Annotated in this window: 16 protein-coding genes; 7 read left to right on the forward strand and 9 right to left on the reverse strand. The window is 44.3% G+C overall.

The window, feature by feature from the left end; genetic code table 11:
• The first annotated feature begins 64 nt into the window (after positions 1–64).
• The 5 genes from CO230_RS06990 to CO230_RS07010 all read left to right on the forward strand — a co-directional run bounded on the left by CO230_RS06990 (position 65) and on the right by CO230_RS07010 (position 6,434).
• On the forward strand, positions 65–517 hold the full coding sequence (locus CO230_RS06990; RefSeq protein ID WP_122027943.1) for a MarR family winged helix-turn-helix transcriptional regulator: 453 nt from the start codon (positions 65–67) through the stop codon (positions 515–517).
• A 7-nt stretch (positions 518–524) separates the two neighbouring features.
• Positions 525–2,918 carry a 3-hydroxyacyl-CoA dehydrogenase/enoyl-CoA hydratase family protein gene (locus tag CO230_RS06995; RefSeq protein ID WP_122027944.1) on the forward strand — a complete coding sequence of 798 codons (2,394 nt, stop codon included), beginning with the start codon at positions 525–527 and terminating at the stop codon, positions 2,916–2,918.
• Positions 2,919–2,946: 28 nt separating this feature from the next.
• The gene (locus CO230_RS07000; protein WP_122027945.1) at positions 2,947–3,309 is read left to right on the forward strand and encodes a four helix bundle protein; all 363 of its coding nucleotides are present in this window, start codon (positions 2,947–2,949) and stop codon (positions 3,307–3,309) included.
• Positions 3,310–3,354: 45 nt separating this feature from the next.
• Positions 3,355–4,533 (forward strand): acetyl-CoA C-acyltransferase, encoded by a 1,179-nt coding sequence (locus CO230_RS07005; protein WP_122027946.1) that lies wholly within the window; start codon positions 3,355–3,357, stop codon positions 4,531–4,533.
• A 119-nt stretch (positions 4,534–4,652) separates the two neighbouring features.
• Positions 4,653–6,434, forward strand: coding sequence for an acyl-CoA dehydrogenase family protein (locus tag CO230_RS07010; RefSeq protein ID WP_122027947.1), 1,782 nt, complete (start codon positions 4,653–4,655; stop codon positions 6,432–6,434).
• A gap of 70 nt (positions 6,435–6,504) precedes the next feature.
• On the opposite strand, the gene CO230_RS07015 is transcribed toward CO230_RS07010, so the two are convergent.
• Positions 6,505–7,392: a T9SS type A sorting domain-containing protein gene (locus CO230_RS07015; RefSeq protein ID WP_122027948.1), complete on the reverse strand. Its 888-nt coding sequence runs from the start codon at positions 7,390–7,392 to the stop codon at positions 6,505–6,507.
• Positions 7,393–7,805: 413 nt separating this feature from the next.
• Here CO230_RS07015 and CO230_RS07020 point away from each other — a divergent pair, with 413 nt between their 5' ends.
• Complete coding sequence (locus tag CO230_RS07020) at positions 7,806–10,064, forward strand: cation:proton antiporter (protein WP_122027949.1); 2,259 nt, start codon at positions 7,806–7,808, stop codon at positions 10,062–10,064.
• A 23-nt stretch (positions 10,065–10,087) separates the two neighbouring features.
• Here the strand turns inward: CO230_RS07020 and rluF are convergent, their stop codons facing one another.
• From rluF to CO230_RS07045, 5 genes are all read right to left on the reverse strand, one after another.
• Positions 10,088–10,807: a 23S rRNA pseudouridine(2604) synthase RluF gene (gene rluF / locus CO230_RS07025; protein ID WP_410492837.1), complete on the reverse strand. Its 720-nt coding sequence runs from the start codon at positions 10,805–10,807 to the stop codon at positions 10,088–10,090.
• A 17-nt stretch (positions 10,808–10,824) separates the two neighbouring features.
• On the reverse strand, positions 10,825–11,523 hold the full coding sequence (gene truB, locus CO230_RS07030; RefSeq protein WP_122027951.1) for a tRNA pseudouridine(55) synthase TruB: 699 nt from the start codon (positions 11,521–11,523) through the stop codon (positions 10,825–10,827).
• A gap of 161 nt (positions 11,524–11,684) precedes the next feature.
• On the reverse strand, positions 11,685–12,497 hold the full coding sequence (locus tag CO230_RS07035) for an undecaprenyl-diphosphate phosphatase (RefSeq protein ID WP_122027952.1): 813 nt from the start codon (positions 12,495–12,497) through the stop codon (positions 11,685–11,687).
• 94 nt (positions 12,498–12,591) lie between these two features.
• Positions 12,592–12,891: a DUF3098 domain-containing protein gene (locus CO230_RS07040; protein ID WP_122027953.1), complete on the reverse strand. Its 300-nt coding sequence runs from the start codon at positions 12,889–12,891 to the stop codon at positions 12,592–12,594.
• Between the two features lie 2 nt (positions 12,892–12,893).
• The gene (locus tag CO230_RS07045; protein ID WP_122027954.1) at positions 12,894–13,793 is read right to left on the reverse strand and encodes a cell division protein FtsX; all 900 of its coding nucleotides are present in this window, start codon (positions 13,791–13,793) and stop codon (positions 12,894–12,896) included.
• Positions 13,794–13,924: 131 nt separating this feature from the next.
• Between CO230_RS07045 and rsmA the strand changes: the two genes are divergently transcribed.
• A complete protein-coding gene (gene rsmA, locus CO230_RS07050; RefSeq protein WP_122027955.1) occupies positions 13,925–14,692 on the forward strand; it encodes a 16S rRNA (adenine(1518)-N(6)/adenine(1519)-N(6))-dimethyltransferase RsmA in 768 nt (255 codons plus the stop codon).
• Here rsmA and CO230_RS07055 read toward each other — a convergent pair.
• From CO230_RS07055 to CO230_RS07065, 3 genes are read right to left on the reverse strand one after another with little or no spacing between them, the layout of a single operon-like run.
• Positions 14,689–15,240: a DUF1003 domain-containing protein gene (locus CO230_RS07055; protein WP_122027956.1), complete on the reverse strand. Its 552-nt coding sequence runs from the start codon at positions 15,238–15,240 to the stop codon at positions 14,689–14,691. The two genes, rsmA and CO230_RS07055, sit on opposite strands and share 4 nt — an antisense overlap.
• A 25-nt stretch (positions 15,241–15,265) precedes the next feature.
• Complete coding sequence (locus tag CO230_RS07060; RefSeq protein WP_122028920.1) at positions 15,266–16,030, reverse strand: TIGR02757 family protein; 765 nt, start codon at positions 16,028–16,030, stop codon at positions 15,266–15,268.
• Between the two features lie 17 nt (positions 16,031–16,047).
• Complete coding sequence (locus CO230_RS07065; RefSeq protein ID WP_122027957.1) at positions 16,048–16,965, reverse strand: ribonuclease Z; 918 nt, start codon at positions 16,963–16,965, stop codon at positions 16,048–16,050.
• Positions 16,966–17,021 lie beyond the last annotated feature (56 nt).

The raw sequence follows: 17,021 nt of genomic DNA on the forward strand, positions 1-17,021 counted from the left end.
CATAATTACTATGCATGCATAGTAATTTTTTGTTATATTTGAGTATAAAGATTGAAAGAAAATTATGGAAACAAAAACTGTTGAAAAGGTAGAGAATATTGATCTTGTATTAAAATCTACCTGGCTGGCTGTATCCAAGATGTACTCAGACCTCGCCCAAGATCACGATGCTACTGCGGTACAGGCACTCACCCTCCTTAAAATTGACCCAAAAGAAGGCACCCGAAGCACTAATCTGGGTCCCAAAATGGCGATCGAGCCTACTTCGTTGACTAGAATCATCAAACTTCTCGAAGACAACGGATATATTTATAAGGAAAAGACTTCTACAGATAAGCGCGAAGTTATCATCAAACTGACTGATAAAGGCCTGAACAGCCGTAACTTATCTAAAGAAGCTGTGGTGAATTTCAACAGGGCGGTAGCCGAAAAAATCGCTCCGGACAAACTTCAGGTATTCAAAGAAGTAATGTCGGATATATTACAGATTGCCAACGAATTAAATATTAAAAAATAGAAAAAGAATGAAAAGACGAATCAAACATGTCACGGTTCTCGGTTCAGGAATTATGGGTTCCGGTATCGCCGCGCACTTCGCCAATATTGGGGTGGAGGTTTCGCTGCTCGATATCGTCCCTTTTGAACTGAACGAAACGGAACAGAAAAAAGGTCTTACCAAAGACGACAAGGCGGTACGTAACAGAATTGCTTCTGAAAATTTCGAGAAACTTAAAAAAGCCAGCCCGGCACTCCTCTACTCGCCGAAATTCGCGGACAGGATTAAAGTCGGAAACTTCGACGATGACCTTCCGAAAATCAAAAATACAGATTGGATCATCGAAGTAGTCGTAGAAAGACTCGATATTAAAAAATCGGTTTACGAAAAAATCGAGCAGTTCAGAAAACCCGGAACTTTAGTCTCTTCCAACACGTCCGGAATTCCGATCAACATGCTGGTAGAAGGTCGCAGCGATGATTTCAGGAAGCATTTCGCCGGTACGCACTTCTTCAATCCGGTGCGTTACCTGCCGCTTCTGGAGGTGATTCCTACTAAAGATACCAATCCTGAAATCGCCCAGTTCTACATGGATTACGGCGCAAAAATGCTTGGAAAGACGACTGTTTTAGCCAAAGATACTCCGGCATTTATCGCCAACAGAATCGGGGTCTTTTCGATGATGAACCTTTTGCATTCGGTGAAGGATCTGGGACTTTCGGTAACGGATATTGATAAACTGACCGGTCCGGTGATCGGGCGCCCGAAATCCGCAACCTTCAGAACTGCCGATGTGGTGGGACTTGATACATTGGTGATGGTAGCAAACGGCATCAGCGCAAGCGGTGTGGAAGCTTCAAATTCCAATGATGTTTTCAAACTTCCCGAGTATATCCAGAAAATGGTGGATAACAAATGGTTAGGTTCGAAAACGCAACAGGGTTTTTACAAAAAAATTAAAAATGCCGAAGGAAAATCTGAGATTCATGGCCTGAATCTCGACACGATGGAGTACGAACTTCAGGAAAAAAGCAACTTCCCGACGCTAGAACTTACTAAAAATATCGACAAACCGATTGACCGTTTTAAGGTATTGATCGGTGGTAAGGACAAGGCTGGCGAGCTTTACCGGAAATCTTTCGGGGCGCTTTTCGCGTATGTTTCGCACAAAGTGCCTGAAATTTCGGATGAAGTTTACAAAATTGACGATGCGATGCGCGCCGGTTTCGGCTGGGAAAACGGTCCGTTTGAAATCTGGGATGCCATTGGCGTTCAGACAGGTATCGAACTCGCTACAGAAGCCGGTTACGAAGTTTCAGACTGGGTGAAAAACGTGGAATCTTTCTATAAAGTAAACGAGCAGGGCCATAAAATTTTCTTCGACCAAAACAAATCATCTTACGAAAACATTCCAGGGCAGGACGCTTTCATTATCCTCGATAATATCAGAAAAGACAAAACACTTTGGAGCAATTCGGGTGCTGCGATTCAGGATTTGGGTGACGGAATCATCAATTTCGAGATCCGCTCAAAAATGAATTCACTTGGCGGCGAAGTTCTGGACGGTCTGAACCGCGCTATCGACCTCGCTGAAAAGGAATATGACGGTCTTGTCATCGGAAATCAGGGCGCGAATTTCTCTGTCGGAGCTAATCTCGCAATGATCCTGATGATGGCCATCGAGCAGGATTGGGACGACCTGAATATGGCGATCGCTTATTTCCAGAAATCAATGATGCGCGTGCGTTATTCGTCCATTCCGGTGGTGGTAGCCCCACACGGCATGACCCTTGGCGGTGGCTGCGAAATGACGATGCATGCGGACCGCGTGGTTGCCGCCGCGGAAACCTATATCGGCCTCGTAGAAACCGGTGTGGGCGTTATTCCCGGAGGTGGCGGTACGAAGGAACTTACTTTAAGAACTTCGCGCGAATTCACCAAAGATGACGTGAAAACCAACCGTTTGCGCGATGCTTTCATGAATATCGCAATGGGCAAAGTGGCGACTTCCGCTTATGAAGCTTACGATATGGGAATTCTGGAGCAACATAAAGATCTGGTAGTGGTTGATAAAAACCGACAGATCAAAACTGCCAAAATGCTCGCGCTTTCACTTGCCGAACACGGTTACACGCAGCCTATCGAGCAGAAAGTGACTGTTTTAGGTAAAGATGCGCTCGGAATGTTCTACGTAGGAACCGACCAGATGCTCGCCGGAAATTACATCTCCGAACACGACAAGAAAATCGCTGACAAACTCGGCTACGTGATGGTTGGCGGTAATCTATCAGAACCTACCCAAGTTACCGAACAGTACCTGCTGAACCTTGAACGGGAAACCTTCCTGCAACTCTGCGGCGAAAGAAAAACCCTTGAACGAATTCAGCACATGCTGCAGAAGGGAAAGCCGCTTCGTAATTAGAAGTTAGACATTAGGAATTAGAAGTTAGATGAAAACACACAGATTACGGGATTTACTTATTTGGCAAAAGTCGATAGCTTTAGTTAAAAATATTTATTTATTGACTGAAAATATAACGACTAAAGAGACCTATGGGTTAATCTCGCAAATTAGAAGATGTGCTGTTTCAATCCCTTCTAATATCGCTGAAGGAGCTGGAAGAAATAATCCTAAAGAATTTTATCAATTTTTAGGTATTGCAAATGGTTCTAGCTATGAATTAGAAACTCAATTGCTTTTATTAGTTGAATTAAATTTCAAAAGCGAGGAAGAAATTCAGCCTTTATTAAATGTTTTAATGGAAATTCAAAAGATGATTTACAAATTCAAAACTAGTTTAATGAATGGTTAGGCTCTAACTTCTAACCTCTCATTTCTAAAATCTAAAACAAAAAAAATGAAACAAGCATATATCATAAAAGGTTACAGAACCGCAGTCGGAAAAGCGCCGAAAGGCTCCCTGCGCTTCACGCGCCCCGATGTGATGGCGGCCACGGTGATCGAAAAACTGATGGCTGACGTACCACAACTTGATAAGAACAGAATCGATGACCTTATCGTCGGGAACGCGATGCCGGAGGCCGAACAGGGTCTTAACGTAGCGCGTCTTATTTCCCTCATGGGTCTTCAGACCGACAAAGTTCCGGGCGTGACCGTGAACCGCTACTGCGCTTCGGGTTCGGAAGCCATCGCCATCGCTTCCGCGAAAATTCAGGCTGGTATGGCAGATTGCATCATTGCCGGCGGTACCGAATCGATGAGTTATATCCCGATGGGTGGCTACAAACCTGTGCCGGAAACCGACATCGCAAAATCAAATCCCGACTATTACTGGGGAATGGGCTACACGGCAGAAGCGGTGGCCAATGAATACAAAGTTTCGCGCGAAGCGCAGGATCAGTTCGCATACGAATCTCATCAAAAGGCTTTGAAAGCCATTGAAGAAGGCAGATTTGCCAACCAGATCGTGCCAATTCCGGTGGAATACAACTTCCTGGATGAAAACCAGAAGATACAGACCAAAAAATTCGATTTTGCGGTAGATGAAGGCCCACGAAAAGACACGAGTATGGAAGGTTTGGCCAAGCTTCGTCCGGTTTTTGCAAACGGCGGAAGCGTAACCGCAGGTAACTCCTCGCAGATGAGCGACGGTGCCGCCTTCGTGATCGTGATGAGCGAAGACATGGTGAAGGAACTCGGTTTGGAACCGGAAGCACGTTTGGTTTCTTATGCCGCGGCTGGTCTGGAACCAAGAATTATGGGTATGGGTCCGCTTTACGCCATCCCGAAAGCTTTGAAACAGGCTGGGCTCGAGCTTAAAGACATCGACCTTATCGAAATGAACGAAGCTTTCGCTTCGCAGTCAGTGGCGATCATCAACGAACTCGGTATGAATAAAGAAATCCTGAACGTAAACGGTGGCGCCATCGCCCTCGGTCACCCGCTGGGTTGCACGGGCACCAAACTTACGGTACAGCTTCTCGACGAAATGAAACGGCGCGGCAGCAAATACGGCATGGTCACCATGTGCGTAGGAACGGGCCAGGGCGCAGCAAGTATTTTTGAATTATTATAACTGTACAATGTAAAATGTACAATGTATAATGTACAAAGTACGATGACAACTTAACAAATTTCTAATCAACCCCAGGTACATTGTACTTAGTACATTGTACATAAATACAACAAAAAGCTATGAGCGATACAACCACAAAAACCCTAATCGGCGGCGATTTCCTGATCACTGAAACGTCCGCACAGAACATTTTTACTTTAGAAGATCTATCTGAAGAGCAAAAAATGCTGCGCGATTCCGCGCGTGAATTCATCGACAGAGAAGTGATTCCACACAACGAAAGATTCGAGAAAAAAGATTACGCCCTTACCGAAGAAAAAATGCGCCAGCTCGGCGAACTCGGCTTGCTGGGCATCGCGGTACCCGAGGAATATGGCGGCCTGGGGATGGGCTTCGTCTCTACCATGCTGGCCTGCGACATTGTGTCGGGAGCGAACGGATCTTTGGCCACGGCTTACGGCGCGCACACCGGTATCGGCACGCTGCCAATCCTGCTTTACGGAACCGAAGAGCAGAAACAGAAATACCTGCCCGACTTGGCGACCGGCCAAAAATTCGGTGCGTACTGTCTTACAGAACCTGATGCAGGTTCCGACGCGAACTCCGGCAAGACCAAAGCAAAACTTTCTGAAGACGGCAAACACTACATCATCAACGGACAGAAAATGTGGATTTCGAACGCCGGTTTTGCCGAAATCTTCATCGTCTTCGCTAAGATTGATGATGATAAAAACATCACAGGCTTCATCGTGGAAAGAGAAGGTACCGAAGGGCTTTCCTTCGGCGAAGAAGAGCACAAGCTGGGCATCCGCTCCTCCTCTACCCGCCAGGTTTTCTTCAATGACATGAAAGTACCGGTGGAAAATCTTCTGGGAGAAAGAAACAATGGTTTCAAGATCGCGCTGAACGCCCTGAATGTAGGAAGAATCAAACTCGCGGCGGCCAACCTCGATGGTCAAAGAAGAATCTTGGGCAACGCGATAAAATACGCGAATGAAAGAAAGCAGTTCCAGGTACCGATTTCGTCTTTCGGCGCGGTACGCAAGAAAATCGCAGAGATGGCAACCGGAGTTTTCGTATCAGAAGCGGGATCTTACCGTGCGGCAAAAGATATCCAGAATAAGATCGATGAGCTGGTAGCGGGCGGCATGAATCACCAGGAAGCTGAGCTGAAAGGTGTGGAAGAATTCGCTGTGGAAGCGTCTATCCTTAAAGTTTTCGTGTCTGATCTTACGCAGCACACCGCGGACGAAGGTTTGCAGATCTACGGCGGAATGGGCTTCTCGGAAGATGCACCGATGGAAGCGGCGTGGCGTGACGCGCGAATTGGCAGGATCTACGAAGGAACAAATGAAATCAACCGACTTCTATCTGTGGGAATGCTGATCAAGCGTGCCTTCAAAGGTCAGCTTGACCTGATGGGCCCTGCGATGGCTGTGGGGAAAGAACTGATGGGCATCCCGTCCTTCGATGTGCCGGATTATTCTGAACTTCTCAGCGAAGAAAAAGCGGTGATCGCCAACCTTAAGAAGGTATTTTTAATGGTTTCCGGCGCTGCGCTTCAGAAATATATGATGGAAATTGAGAAACAGCAACATTTACTCCTCAACGCATCTGAAATTCTGAACCAGATTTACATGGCAGAATCGGCGGTGCTGAGAGCTGAAAAACATTTCAGCGCAGACGCTGTGGAAGTTGCGATGGCACAGCTGAACCTTTACAAAGCGGTAGAAAAAACCATTTCGGCTGCCAAAGAAGGTATCATTTCATTCGCAGAAGGCGATGAGCAGCGTATGATGCTATCCGGTCTGCGCCGCTTCACGAAGTACGCCAACCAGCCGAACATCATCGCGTTGACAGAAAAAATCGCGGCGCACTTTATTGAGAAAGGACATTATTAATCCTTTAAGTAAACACACAAAAAAAGGGCTTCAGAAATTCTGAAGCCCTTTTTTATGATCGATAAGGAGATTATTTCTTCATGATCTTTTTCGTCAGGATTCCTTTAGAGGTATTAGCCTGCAGAAGGTATCCACCAGCCTTCAGACCACTCAGGTTGATCTGGCTGTTTCCTGAAGCGTCCTTCAAAACTAGTTTACCGGAAAGGTCGAAAACTTCTACACTGTTGATCTTACCATCTGTTTTTATCTGTACAAAATCTGCGGTAGGGTTAGGGTAAACGTAGAAGTTATCGGCAGTTGCTACTGCTTTTGTAGATAAATTGGCAGCATCCTCGATTTTTATGTTATCTACAGTAAAACCGGTACCATAATCATCGTAGTAGAAATCTATGACATTAAATCCTGTTACTGGTGCAGAAACCGCTTTTATACCGTAAGACACATTATTCACAAAATACTGTGTCGTTCTGGCGGTCATGTCAACTACCATCTTGAAGTTATACCAGGTGTTCGGCGTAAGATTAAGTGTAGTATCTTCAAGCGTCTCTGCATTTAAGATGCTTACGTTACCATCCATATAATTAACACGGAAAGCCGCAACAGGCTCATAATCTGTATCCCAAACTGCCATGGTATAGTCAGATCCCATCAAACCATCGAACTTGAAATCGAAAGAGAATTGTGTTTTATCAAATGCGGTTACGGTTTTCTCTACACCGGCCACCTCTTCATACTCATTGCTGATGAAATGGAGGGATCTACTGCCGTCGGTAGATGAAGCTGTGGTTACCATACCGGTATTCGGATCGATTGTTTCGCCCCAATAAGTCCAGCCTTGTTGGCCATTGATATCGCCCAGATTGTAGCCTTCAGAAGCTTCGAATGAAATTTTTGTTTGTGCCTGTACGCTTAAACTCATCAAAGCAATACATACGCTCGTTAATAAAGTTTTTCTCATAGAAAATAAAAATTAGGTTTGTTTAACAATAATACAAACATAGTAAAAACTCATGGAAATCCATGAGAATTATACAGTCAGTAATCTAAATAATTGATTTTTTCTCAAACACTCAATTTGCAAATAAGGTTGACTCCCCTGCTTTAAATAAAAATGTGTTGGAACAAGTTTCAATCTTTTATGTAAGCTAAATTTGCGGCAGCATTCTATAATACCCAAATTGAAGTCTAACCATCAATGATGTAGATTTATGCGTCATCGAAGAGTCTAAATCCAAACGTGCTTCTTAAAGGTAGCAGTTCGATGTCTAATAGTGGAAAACCAACATCTAAAGCGGCTCAAAACTTTAAAAAATAAATCCTTTGAAAAACTGATGCATTTCCTTATTTTTGGGAAAACCAAGATTTTCACCAATGGGACACCTACCAAAATTGATAGAGGATTTAGCTTTAATACTAATTGTCGCTGCATTTGTGGTACTGATTTTTCGGCGTATAAAACAGCCACTGGTTTTGGGTTACATCATCGCCGGTTTCCTGGTGAGCCCCAATCTGAACATCTTTCCGTCGGTGGTCGACAGTGCCAACATCAAGACACTGGCCGAAATCGGGGTCATATTTCTGCTGTTCAGCCTGGGACTCGAATTCAGCTTTAAAAAACTGATGAATGTCGGCGGATCGGCCTCTATTACAGCATTTACGGAGATTATATTTATTACGATCGCCGGTTATTATACCGGTAAGATGCTCGGTTGGAGCACCATGGACAGTCTGTTTCTTGGGGGGATGCTCGCCAGCTCATCTACGACCATCATTATCCGCGCATTTGATGAACTTGGGGTGAAGACCAAGAACTTCGCCAAGACTGTTTTCGGCGTGCTGGTGGTGGAAGATATCGTGGTGATTCTTCTTATGGTATTACTCTCCACCATTGCGGTCACCAAGGAATTTGAGGGTACACAGATCCTGTTTACAGTAGGCAAATTGCTGTTTTTCCTTATCCTGTGGTTTCTTTTGGGGATTTTTCTGGTCCCTACACTGCTCAAAAAAATTAAAAATCTGGTGGATGATGAAATCTTACTGGTATTATCTATTGGTTTATGTCTCGGCATGGTGCTTATCGCTGTAAATGTAGGTTTCTCCGCAGAGTTGGGCGCATTTGTCATGGGATCGATCATTGCAGAAACTACCATGGCTGAAAAGGTAGAACACACGCTGAAATCGGTTAAAGACCTCTTTGCTGCAGTATTTTTCGTGTCAGTCGGGATGATGATTGATTATAGCGCGATGATTACGTATGCATGGCCAATTTTCATTGTAACTTTGCTTACCCTTTTCGGAAAGATGTTCAGTTCCGCACTTGGGGCAGTTATTTCGGGGCAACCGCTGAAACAGTCGGTGCAGGTCGGGATGAGTATGGCGCAGATCGGCGAATTTGCCTTCATCGTGGCTACTTTAGGATTGTCATTGGGGGTCATCTCAGATTTTCTGTTTCCTGTAGCGGTAGGGGTTTCGGCCATCACCACATTCACCACACCTTATTTAATCAAATTTTCAGAGCCGTTCTATCAATGGTTGGTCAAGGTGATCCCACCGAAATATATTGCAAGGATCAACCAATACTCCTCCAACACCCAGAATATTCAGGCCGAATCTGCCTGGAAGAACATCCTGAAGAATTATGCACGCATCATTGTCATCAACGGAATCATCATCCTAGCCATCTACCTGATGTTTTCACGGTTTCTGATTCCGGCTATTAATGAAACGTTAGACAGCAACGATATTAAAAACATCATCGGGAATGCGCTCCCCGTGCTGTTTATCCTGCCTTTTTTATGGGCCTTAATGGTGAAGAGACCAAGCTCCGGCGCTTACAAAGAACTTTGGACCAAAACGAAATATAACCGCGGGCCACTGCTTATTCTTGAAATCTTCCGTATCGTTCTGGGCATCGCCATCCTTGGGTTCTTCCTCGATAGATTCGCCTCAACTACCATATCATTTTTCATCACCATACCTGTGGCAGTGGTGCTTATCTTTATTTTTTCTAAAAGGATCAATAAATTTTATGACAGAATCGAGAAAAGATTTATCACCAACCTGAATGACCGCACCGTCAACACCCAAAAGGAAGCCATGACAAGACTGGCCGGCAACTCTGAAGTAACGCAGAATCTGGCCGCTTGGGATGTACACATTGTAGAGCTTGAGGTAAAACCACTCGCTGAATACGTAGGAAAAACATTGGTAGAATTACAGTGGCGCGAGCAATACGGCATCAATATCGGATATATTAAAAGAGGCAAGAAACTCATACACACACCCGACCGCAATCAGGTACTGATGCCCTACGACCGCGTGGGAATTATCGCGACAGATGACCAGTTCCAGGTATTTAAACCGGTGTTCGACAGCGAAGAAATAGTGGAGGAAGAAAACATCAACCACATCAAACTCGGTAAAATACTGATCAACCATCATTCAAAGAAAAAAGGTCTTACGATCCGCGAATCCGGAATACGTGATAAAACCGACGGTCTTGTGATCGCTATTCGGCGCGGTGATGAACGGATTTTAAATCCGGAATCTTCCGAGATCCTACAACTAGATGACATCGTGTGGGTGGTAGGAAACCGCAAGAAGATTGAGAAACTGAATGTAGAAATTTAGCATAAAAAGAAAAACGGTGGAATTTAATCCACCGTTTTTTCTGAATCTTCCAGTAACGAAATCAATTCTGTCATTTCAGCCATGGTAAGGTTGCGCCATTTGCCCACTGGCAAATCCAGTTTGATGTTCATGATGCGGATGCGTTTCAGCTTCTTCACTTCGTAACCAAGATATTCGCACATACGGCGGATCTGGCGGTTAAGCCCTTGTGTAAGGATGATCCGGAACGATAGCGTATCGATTTGTTCTACTTCACATTTGTTGGTCACTGTCCCTAAGATAGGGATTCCGTTGCGCACTTTATGCAGGAACTGCGGTGTGATGGGCTTGTCAACACGCACAATATACTCTTTCTCGTGGTTGTTGCGAGCCCGCAATATCTTGTTCACGATGTCACCATCTGAAGTCAGTAAAATAAGGCCTTCGCTGGGCTTATCGAGCCGGCCGATGGGGAAAATCCTTTTCGGGTGCTTTACAAAATCAACGATGTTATCACGTTCACGTTTGGTATCTGTCGTGCAAACAATACCCACTGGCTTATTGAGCGCGATATATACGTGATCTTCCTGGGTTTTACGGATAGATTGCCCATCTACCAGGATGTCATCCTGATCGGACACTTTGGTCCCCATTTCCGGCACTTTCCCATTCACGGTGATCCTTCCCTGCTCCAGCAGACGGTCGGCTTCACGGCGCGAGCAGTAACCGGTCTCACTGAGATATTTATTGATACGTGTTTCCACTGAAATATTTTAAATAATTAATGATTGCTGAACCGAAAGTCATCCTGAAGATATTCTGTACGGGCGTTTCCTACAGCATAATCACCGATCTTGGTTCTTCTTAAGTTCGTAAGATACGCACCAACACCGAGTTCCTGCCCGATGTCGTGCGCGAGGCTTCGTATATACGTCCCTTTTGAACAACCTACTGTAAATCGTACGAAAGGCAAATCAATCTCGATGTTATCGATATAATGTATGGTAGTCTTGCGAGATTTCATCTCCACTTCCTGGCCTTTTCGGGCTAAGTCGTAAGCACGTTTCCCATCAATTTTAATAGCTGAGAATACCGGTGGTTTCTGTTCGATTTCGCCTGTAAATTTATTTAAAGTTTTGCAGATGAATCCTTCAGTAATATGTGTGTAATCCTGATGCAGGATTTCGGGTTTCTCGGTGTCATAAGATTCGGTTTGCACGCCGATCTTTATTTCTGTGAAATATTCTTTCGGCGCATCCTGGATCTCAGGGATTTTTTTGGTGAACTTTCCGGTGCAGACGATCAAGAGCCCCGTTGCACGCGGATCCAATGTCCCGGCATGACCGATTTTAAACTTTTTCGGAAGATTGAATTCTCTCTTGAGTTTATATTTGAGTTTATTCACTGCCTGAAAGCTCGTCCAGTCGAGTGGTTTGTCGAGTAATAAAATCTGTCCTTCGAGAAAATCCTGATCTGTCATGATGATATGCTAAAGTTAAGAAGGTGCGGGCGTCGCAGCCCGACCTGAGTGGAGCTCTTTTTCTTTTATTGGCGGCGGCTGCGCAGCGCCGCCAATAAAAGAAAAAAGCGGGAACGGAGGGCGGAAACAGCTGCCCAAATAATTATCCTGAACCACCTTTCCTACGCAAACTGCGTGAAATAAACCAGCAATACAATGCCTACGATAATACGGTACCAGCCCCAAGGTTTGAAACCATATTTGGTGAGGACACCGATGAAAAATTTAATCGCGATTACCGCAACCACGAATGCGACGATATTTCCGACTAAAAACAACATTAGGTTATCGCCTTGCATCAGCATTTCAAATCCTTTTTGCTCTACACCTTTGTAGTCCCAGTCTTTTACAAAGATGGAATATACTGTTACGGCCAGCATGGTAGGTACGGCCAGGAAGAAAGAAAACTCTGCCGCGGCCTTTCGGGTGAGTTTCTGCTGCATACCACCGATAATCGAGGCGGCACTTCTACTTGTGCCTGGCATCATTGCGAGACACTGCCAAAAACCAATGATGAGCGCACTTTTATAAGACACATCTTTCTCGTCCACAATGGTATTTATGGTGAAGAGCTTATCGATGAACAGTAATACGATACCACCAATAATCAGCACCACCGCAATGGGAACTGGGTCACCAAGCACCGCTTCGATTTTATCATCGAAGAGTTTACCGAGTACGAGTGCCGGAATTACCGCTATCGCTAGCTTTAGATAAAAACTGAAGTTCTTAAAATCAAAGAATTTCTTCCAGTAAAGGAATACCACTGCTAAAATGGCCCCAAACTGAATAGATACCTGAAACATCTTTACAAATTCATCTTCCTGAATGCCGAAAACCGAACTCGTAAAAATCATGTGAGCTGTGGAAGACACAGGCAGGTATTCGGTAAGCCCTTCGATGATTGCAATGATGATTGCCTTGATTAAGTCCATTTATTTTATGAATGTTTTATCATTAAAAAAACTTTGTCAAAGTTATATTGTATGCGAATAAAACTCTGACAAAGCCGTGTGATGATGTTACGATCTATCTATTTCTTTTCAGGATCGCATATACTTCTATTACAAACCCTGTGATGACTAATAACGGAGCGATGCGTATCCTGCGGATTGAAAAGATATCTTCGTTCCAAGCATTTGGGTCATATTTCCCATCGACGGTGTTGGCGTCCGCGCCCATCATCAGCAGAAATCCTATGATGATAAATGCAAGACCTACCAACATCAGCCTATAGTTTTGCGGGCCGAAGTAGAAGGTATTTTCTGGTTGAGCGGACGTTTTCTGGCCAATGGTATCAGCGGAAAAACTTTTATATTTTTTTGCCATCTTTAGGAGTAATAAAGGTCATCTACATTGGAACGAAGGAAACGCCAAGTCGCAAATATGGTACTTAAGACTGTTATAAGCACACCAAGTACAAATATGCACACGACCAAAATAATCAGTTTATCATTATCCTGCGCAAAAGGAGTCCCAATCTGCGTAATGAAGTAATACCATGCACCGAAAAGTACGGCCAAACCGAGCACCGCACCAATGACACCGAGGACAATGGCTTCTTTCACAAACGGTTTTAAAATGAACCTTCGTTTGGCACCCACCAACTGCATGGTCTTGATAATGAATCTTTTAGAAAAAATCTTCAGCCTGATCGAATTGTTAATCAATACCACTGCTAACACTAAAAACAGGATCGAAAACCCTAAGATCCATTTCAAGATGTTGTTCAGGTTATTATACACTTCCACCATCAGTGTACTGTTGTTTTTAACATCCACAATCCCTGGTGTAGCTTCAATCTGTTTGATCGCGTCTTCAATTCTTGTGGGGTCCACATATTCAGGCTTCAGGGCAATTTCTACTGAAGAGGGGAAAATATTTTCCTCGAAAAGCGCGCTGCTTTCAATGCCCATACTTTTCTTAGCTTCCGCGGCAGCCATTTCACGGGAAATATAGGTCGCACGTTTCACGGGTTGCAATGCCTGGATTTTCTTGAAAGCTTCTTCCTCACGTTTTACCGTTTTCACAGAATCCTTCGCGTCAAAATTTTCATCAAAATAAGCATTAACCACCAATTGCTCTTTAATATAATCGGAGTATTTCTGGGCGTTAATCAATATAAGTCCCATTAACCCAAGCAGAAACAAAACCAATGCAATACTTACGACCACCGTAATGTTGCTGGAGCGCAGGCGTCTCTTGTTAAAATCTTCCGCAGTCTTAGCCATTAATTAAAAAATTTCTGCTAAAATAGAAAAAAACTTCCGTAATTTGCGGCCAAACCGGAGAAAATAGCTGTTAAAAAAAACTTAACAGCAGGCGTTATCAAAGGCTTTTTCTTCCTTAAAATTACCCTGTGATGAGCGTAAGAGCTAAAAAACATTTAGGCCAGCATTTCCTGACCGATGAAAATATTGCCAGAAAAATCGTTGACAGTCTAAGCCAAACCGGATTCGGTAACGTGTTGGAGGTTGGCCCTGGCATGGGCGTTCTCACCAAATATCTGCTTGAAAAGGAACCTGAGGTTTACGTGGCGGAGATCGACCAAGAATCTGTAGCGTACCTTAAAGACCACTACCCGAAACTTACGGGAAAACATTTTACCGGTGATTTCCTTAAAATGAATATCGCCGAGTTTTTTGGTGACCAGGTAGCCGTGATCGGTAACTTCCCGTACAATATCTCGTCGCAGATTTTATTTAAAATCATTGATTATTACGACCAGATCCCAGAAATGGTAGGCATGTTTCAGAAAGAAGTGGCCGAACGTACCGCTGCTGTGCCGCGTACCAAGGATTATGGGATTTTATCTGTACTAGTGCAGGCGCTGTATGATGTAGAATATCTTTTCACCGTGCATGAAAATGTGTTCAACCCGCCCCCAAAGGTAAAATCGGGCGTTATTAAGCTTATTAGGAATCCCAAGGAGGGCTTGGCAGGCAATGAAATCCTGTTTAAACAGATCGTGAAGGCGGGTTTTAACCAGCGCCGGAAAAAACTTTCAAACGCCTTAAAGACGCTGATGATACCAGAAGCATTACAAAATCATCCTTTTCTTGACAAACGTGCGGAAGAGCTTTCGGTGGCTGATTTCATTTCGTTTACCAACGAATGGAAAAACGCCTAACGGACTTCTGGATTATCGCGCAGGCTGTCGTTTTCGTTTTTTAAACCCTCAAGCTCGGTTTGTAATCTCTCAATCACTTCCCGGAGGGCCTTGATGTCGTTCTTGTTGGATGAAACATTGCTTTTCAGCATTACATTCTTAGCGCGCTCGCTGTGGTCTTCCTCATCCTCGTCTTCAGCAATGTCTTCGATATCTTCCTGAATATCATCGATATCCTCACTAATCTCTTCGATGTCCTCGCTGATTTCCTCGATATCATCCTGAATTTCCTCAATATCTTCACGGATATCATCGATATGTACCTGACTGCGGTTTACGGACATCTGAATGAATATGGCAAGGTAAATCGCTTCCAGCGACAGTACAGTGGTAAGCACAAGTAACATTTTATCCACGGTCACCACCCCGAAAACAGGCAGTAAAAAAGCAGTCAGGAAGACCAGAGAATGTACGATGAGCGAGGGAATGCTGCCAATCCACCACATAATTCCGTCGGTGATTTTCTCTAAGAACTGTATTTTGCGTTCGCGCTCCTCTTGTCTTCCCATGAGTTAAAGATTTGTGCGAATTTAGTTAAAAATCCTTCGAGACACCCAACCCGAACAGGGCAAAGTCATATTTTGCTGGATCTGAGGGATCGAATTTGCGTAATACCGCATCCATCTCCACAACCGTCTTCCAGTCATTTTGGGTGCGCCGTATGAGTCCGAGTTTTCGTGAGATATTCCCTGTATGTACATCCAACGGAACAGAAAGCGCGGCAGGACTTGTCTGTTCCCACAAGCCGAAATCTACACCTCGGCGATCTTTACGCACCATCCAGCGCAGGTACATCATGAGTCTTTTCGCTGCAGAATTTTTATAGGTAGAACTTACGTGCTTATGACACCGGTGTGCTTGTGGGCCAAGAAATGCTGTACGGAAACGCTCCAGGGCATGATAGAAATCTTCTTCCCCGTGCTGTAGCTGAAACAAAGATTCCAGGCTGTCTGTCGTGTTATACACGCGTTGTAGATTGCGGAAAAACTCTGCGAGGTCTGCACCATTGAATGTCCGGTGTATGGGTTTCTGCACAAGTTGCAACAACTCTTTTTCCGAGACATCCCGGATGAACTGATATGGTGACTGCTCCATAATCTCTAGGATTTTCTCGGCACTGCGGATGATAGACTTTCGGTTTCCCCAGGAAATGGTGGCGGTCAGAAAACCGGTGATCTCAATATCCTGCCTGAGACTGAAACGGTGCGGAATCTGTATCGGATCGTTCTCAATAAATTCTGGCTGGTTGTACAAGTCGGCCTTTTCATCAAGAAAAGTTTTCATTTCACTGAAATTCATACGGTTTCTTTGGTGAGTCACCCAATTTTAATGGGTTCTAAGGCTTTGGGTAGAAAAGTATTTGGGAAGACCTGTCGGGCTTCATCGGTAAACACCTGCAAATCATGATATCTGTTCGAGAAATGTCCTAAGATAAGCTTCCCCGCATTGGCTTTCCTAGCAATTCTGGCTGCTTCCAGTGCGGTGCTGTGTCCGGTATAATCGGCCATTTCTTTCAGATCGTGCAAGAAAGTTGATTCATGATAAAGCACATCCACATCTTTAATTATTGGAATGATAGATTCCCGATAGCGGGTATCACTACAAAAGGCATAGGAAACCGGCTTTGCAGGATCCGTGGTTAACAGTTCATTTTTCAGGACATATCCGTCACTTAGGGTAAAATCTTTCCCCGATTTGATGTTATGGTAATCGCAGGTCTGTATCTCAGGATACTTTACGATTTCTTTCATATTTAAATGGCGTTCGCGGGGTTTTTCCCGGAAGAGATAGCCATTACAGTAAATACGGTGGTTTAGCGGAATTGTATATACTTCTACCCTTTTATCTTCAAAAATCTTCTGCGAGGTTTTGCCTTCAAGCTCATGGTAGACCAGCTCGAAGCCACGTTGTGTCTCGGTGATCCTGAAAATGGTTTCTAACATTTCCTGAATACCTTTGGGCCCATAGATGTGCAACGGCGTTTCCCGACCAAGCAGCCGGAACGATGCGATAAGGCCGGGCAAGCCAAAACAGTGGTCCCCATGAAGATGCGAGATAAAGATATGGTTGATCCGCGAAAATCGGGCTTTGGCTTTTCTTAATTGCACCTGTGTACCTTCCCCACAGTCGATAAGAAAGCTGCGCTCTTCCATTTCAAGGAACTGCGCAGTAGGCGAGGAATTCACGGTGGGAATTGCTGAATTGAACCCTAGAATCGTAAGATAAGTATTCAAATGATGATAAAGTTATCTGATGTTTTTACTAAAAAATATGTACAAATCTAATGATA

The organism is Chryseobacterium sp. 6424, assembly GCF_003692615.1.
In the GTDB taxonomy this organism is placed as follows: domain Bacteria; phylum Bacteroidota; class Bacteroidia; order Flavobacteriales; family Weeksellaceae; genus Kaistella.

Coding starts and splice junctions, on each gene's coding strand:
- CO230_RS06990 (WP_122027943.1), top strand. CDS start 65: ATGGAAACAAAAACTGTTGAAAAGGTAGAGAATATTGATCTTGTATTA.
- CO230_RS06995 (WP_122027944.1), top strand. CDS start 525: ATGAAAAGACGAATCAAACATGTCACGGTTCTCGGTTCAGGAATTATG.
- CO230_RS07000 (WP_122027945.1), top strand. CDS start 2,947: ATGAAAACACACAGATTACGGGATTTACTTATTTGGCAAAAGTCGATA.
- CO230_RS07005 (WP_122027946.1), top strand. CDS start 3,355: ATGAAACAAGCATATATCATAAAAGGTTACAGAACCGCAGTCGGAAAA.
- CO230_RS07010 (WP_122027947.1), top strand. CDS start 4,653: ATGAGCGATACAACCACAAAAACCCTAATCGGCGGCGATTTCCTGATC.
- CO230_RS07015 (WP_122027948.1), bottom strand. CDS start 7,392: ATGAGAAAAACTTTATTAACGAGCGTATGTATTGCTTTGATGAGTTTA.
- CO230_RS07020 (WP_122027949.1), top strand. CDS start 7,806: ATGGGACACCTACCAAAATTGATAGAGGATTTAGCTTTAATACTAATT.
- truB (WP_122027951.1), bottom strand. CDS start 11,523: ATGACAGATCAGGATTTTCTCGAAGGACAGATTTTATTACTCGACAAA.
- CO230_RS07035 (WP_122027952.1), bottom strand. CDS start 12,497: ATGGACTTAATCAAGGCAATCATCATTGCAATCATCGAAGGGCTTACC.
- CO230_RS07040 (WP_122027953.1), bottom strand. CDS start 12,891: ATGGCAAAAAAATATAAAAGTTTTTCCGCTGATACCATTGGCCAGAAA.
- CO230_RS07045 (WP_122027954.1), bottom strand. CDS start 13,793: ATGGCTAAGACTGCGGAAGATTTTAACAAGAGACGCCTGCGCTCCAGC.
- rsmA (WP_122027955.1), top strand. CDS start 13,925: ATGAGCGTAAGAGCTAAAAAACATTTAGGCCAGCATTTCCTGACCGAT.
- CO230_RS07055 (WP_122027956.1), bottom strand. CDS start 15,240: ATGGGAAGACAAGAGGAGCGCGAACGCAAAATACAGTTCTTAGAGAAA.
- CO230_RS07060 (WP_122028920.1), bottom strand. CDS start 16,030: ATGAATTTCAGTGAAATGAAAACTTTTCTTGATGAAAAGGCCGACTTG.